The 2,643-nt window shown below is 67.9% G+C and carries 6 protein-coding genes; 4 read left to right on the top strand and 2 right to left on the bottom strand.

The features are described from left to right. Positions 1 to 315: alpha/beta hydrolase (locus tag ACIQ42_RS17815; protein ID WP_397423566.1), on the bottom strand; the 315-nt coding region annotated here is incomplete at its 3' end. A gap of 137 nt (positions 316 to 452) precedes the next feature. Between ACIQ42_RS17815 and ACIQ42_RS17820 the strand changes: the two genes are divergently transcribed. The 4 genes from ACIQ42_RS17820 to ACIQ42_RS17835 are packed head-to-tail and all read left to right on the top strand — an operon-like array spanning position 453 to position 2,323. Beyond that, positions 453 to 695, top strand: coding sequence for a type II toxin-antitoxin system Phd/YefM family antitoxin (locus tag ACIQ42_RS17820; protein WP_397423567.1), 243 nt, complete (start codon positions 453 to 455; stop codon positions 693 to 695). Continuing rightward, entirely contained in the window at positions 692 to 1,117 is a 426-nt protein-coding gene (locus ACIQ42_RS17825) for a type II toxin-antitoxin system VapC family toxin (RefSeq protein ID WP_397423571.1), read from the top strand. The genes ACIQ42_RS17820 and ACIQ42_RS17825 overlap by 4 nt, the downstream gene beginning before the upstream one ends. A gap of 7 nt (positions 1,118 to 1,124) precedes the next feature. After that, complete coding sequence (locus ACIQ42_RS17830; RefSeq protein WP_397423568.1) at positions 1,125 to 1,559, top strand: GNAT family N-acetyltransferase; 435 nt, start codon at positions 1,125 to 1,127, stop codon at positions 1,557 to 1,559. A 44-nt stretch (positions 1,560 to 1,603) separates the two neighbouring features. Continuing rightward, positions 1,604 to 2,323: an SIMPL domain-containing protein gene (locus ACIQ42_RS17835; RefSeq protein ID WP_397423569.1), complete on the top strand. Its 720-nt coding sequence runs from the start codon at positions 1,604 to 1,606 to the stop codon at positions 2,321 to 2,323. A 4-nt stretch (positions 2,324 to 2,327) separates the two neighbouring features. Here ACIQ42_RS17835 and ACIQ42_RS17840 read toward each other — a convergent pair. After that, positions 2,328 to 2,643: carboxylesterase family protein (locus ACIQ42_RS17840; protein WP_397423570.1), on the bottom strand; the 316-nt coding region annotated here is incomplete at its 5' end.

Consider the following 2,643-nt stretch of genomic DNA (forward strand, 5'->3'; position numbering starts at 1 on the left):
CCCCACCAGCGCCATCCGGGCCTCATCCAGCCCGTACTCGGCCAGTTTTGCGTCGATGAAGGCGTTAAGTCCCGCCGCCGGCTTGCGCACGCCCGCTGCCCGGCCCCCCGGCGTCAGGTTGCTCAGGCCCCACCACTGAAAGCCATCCGGCGCGCCCGGGCAGATTTCCGGCGCGTTGGGCGACAGGAACACCGTGTCCGGCAAGGCGCCGCGCCAGTACTCGGCCAGGCTGATCAGGTCGTCGCCGTTCGACCCGTAGCCGTGCAGAAAGATCACCATCGACTGCGGCGCCCCGCCGGAAGCGGGCAGGCGCATTGGCCCTTCAAGCATCGTCAATGTCCGGTCCTCGCTCTGCTATGGGCGCCTTCCATACACCAGCTTCGATCACGCGCCTGCCTTGGTTCAGCCGCCCGGGCATGCTAAGTGACCAACCAGATGGTCAGGAGAATCCGATGACCGACATCCCCCTCGCCGAGGCCAAGGCCCGTCTGAGCGAACTCATCACCCGCGCCGCCGCGGGTGAGCCGATCCGTATCACCCGGCGCGGCAAGCCCGTAGCCGAGATCAATAGTGTTGGCGCACCTCGAAAGCCGATTGATATCGCAGCGCTCGAGGCGCTGACGGCGGGCATGCCGTTTCAGGAGGAATCCGCTGGAGACTTCGTTCGGCGCATGCGTGACGAGGATCGCTACTGAGCGTCTATCTCGATACCTCGGCGCTCGTCGCCGCGCTCGTGTCCGAGACGAAGTCGGACCTGATGCGTGCCCGGTTTGCCCGGCTTGGCCCGAGCCAGGCCTTGGTTAGCGATTGGGTCACAGCCGAGCTTTCGTCGGCGCTGGCGATCAAGATCAGGACTCGGGCGCTGATGCCAAGCGACCGTATGCGTGCTCTGGAAACCTACCGGAAGCTTGTGAGCGAAAGCCTTGTGGTTCTGCCGATTGACTCGAGCCACTTCCAGTCTGCGGCCCGCCTTGCCGACCGCCAGGACCTGGCGCTGCGCGCCGGAGACGCCCTGCATCTCGCCATCGCTATGGCCCACGGCGCCACGCTGCTCACCCTCGATCGTCGTCTCCACGAGGCCTGCCTGGCGCTCGGCCACCCGGTAGAGACGGTCTGAGCCGCCCATGACCTACGCCATCACCCGCGCCGCCGATCCCGATGCGGCCTACGAGCCGATCCTCCAGCGGCTGCTGGCCTTCAACGCCGCGGCCATGGGCGAGGCGGGGGGTGAGTCCTTCGCCCTGGTCATCCACGAGCCGGGGACCGAGACCATCTGCGGCGGCCTCTGGGCGCTGTCGCTCTGGGGGTCCTTCTACGTCGCCTTGGTCATCACGCCCGACGATGCGCGGGGTCAAGGTCTTGGAACCGACCTCATGGCCCAGGCCGAGGCCGAAGCCGTCCGCCAGGGCTGCCGCGACATCTGGCTCGACACCTTCGCCTTCCAGGCCCGGTCCTTCTACGAGCGCTTAGGTTTCGAGGTGTTCGGCCAGATCGACGGCCCGCCGCCCGCCTTCCCCCGCGTGTTCATGAAGAAGCAGCTGCCCCGTTCATCCAGCTGACAGCCGAACCTGCTACAAGGATCCCCGAACCCATCGAGGACACCATGATCGACAATCGCATCATCGCCGCCGCCGTGGTCGGCGGGCTGCTGGCGCTCGGCGGTGCCGGCGCGGGCGCCTTCATCGGCAAGGGGCTGGAAAACGCCCGCATCGGCGATCGTACGGTCTCGGTCCGCGGCCTCTCCGAGCGGATCGTCAAGGCGGACCTGGCCGTCCTGCCGCTGAAGTTCGCCGCCGCTGGCGATGACCTGCAGGTCGTCCAGGCCGATGTCGACCGCGACACCGTGGCCGTCCGCGCCTTCCTGGCCGCCCAGGGCTATAAGCCTGCCGAGATTGACCTGGGTCGACTCGAAGTGACCGATCAGTACGCCCGGGAATACCAGCAGTCCAACGTCGCGGCCCGCTACCGGGTCGCCCAGACCGTGATCGTGCGCACGACCAACGTCGACCGCGTACAGGCCACCGCCCGCCAGCTCGACAAGCTGATCCGCCAGGGCGTGGTGCTGCAGGACTACACCGGCCCGTCCTACCTCTTCACCGGCCTCAACGCCGTTCGCCCCGCCATGATCGCCGAGGCCACCGCCAGCGCCCGCACCGGCGCCCAGCAGTTCGCCCGCGATTCCGGCGCCCAGCTGGGCGGCATCCGCTCGGCTGGCCAGGGCTCGTTCGAGATCCTGGGCCGCGACGAGGTCGGCTACGACCCCGCCTCCCAGGTGTTCAAGAAAATCCGCGTGGTCACCACCGTCAGCTACGCGCTGAAGTAGGCCCTCAGAACGTCTGCTTCGCCCAGGCCGTCTTGCACAGGTGCTGGTCGCGGAAGGCGTCAACCGTCATCGCCGTCACCCCGCCGCCCGAGGCTACGTCCAGCGCCTGGACCGTCCCGCCCTTGAACCCCGCCCAGGCCGGGGCGCCCGCGCCGTTGGGATTGCCGGTCTTGGCGAAGTTGGTCCAGTAGGTCGACATGGTCGCCTTCAGCGCGGTCTGTTCGGCGTTCTGGCTTGCCGCCATGCCGAACAGATAGGGCAGCTCATAGGCGTGCGCCGCGCCCTGCGGCAGGCTCAACACATACCGGCCGCCCACCATG

This window comes from Phenylobacterium sp., assembly GCF_044372605.1.
Lineage (GTDB): Bacteria > Pseudomonadota > Alphaproteobacteria > Caulobacterales > Caulobacteraceae > Phenylobacterium.